Below are 242 nucleotides of genomic sequence, written 5' to 3'. Positions count from 1 at the left end.
GCCCCAGCCAGTGCCTCCAAAGGCCCTTGGCCAATTGGCTGCGTACCAGCCGCGCCGGGCGAGGATCCGCTGCCAGCGTTGGTGGTCTTCTTTGCTCAGACGCTTGCCCAGGCGAACTTTGGTGGCGATGTCTGCCGGCAGCGCGTCACGAAGAAAGGCACGCACCTCAGTGCGGAACTCAAGTTCGGCAGGTGTGTAGTGAATGTCCATGCAAAGTCCTCGATCGATGGTCAGGCCAACAC

General features: G+C 61.6%; 1 protein-coding gene. It reads right to left on the bottom strand.

Features of this window, described 5'->3' with window-relative positions; genetic code table 11:
* Positions 1–210: acyl-CoA dehydrogenase family protein (locus AAEZ10_RS27670; RefSeq protein ID WP_350571871.1), on the bottom strand; the 210-nt coding region annotated here is incomplete at its 3' end.
* Positions 211–242 lie beyond the last annotated feature (32 nt).

The organism is Pseudomonas sp. H26/SER47-MNA-CIBAN-0231, assembly GCF_040310465.1.
In the GTDB taxonomy this organism is placed as follows: domain Bacteria; phylum Pseudomonadota; class Gammaproteobacteria; order Pseudomonadales; family Pseudomonadaceae; genus Aquipseudomonas; species Aquipseudomonas atacamensis.
This window is presented reverse-complemented; position numbering and strand designations above follow the sequence as displayed.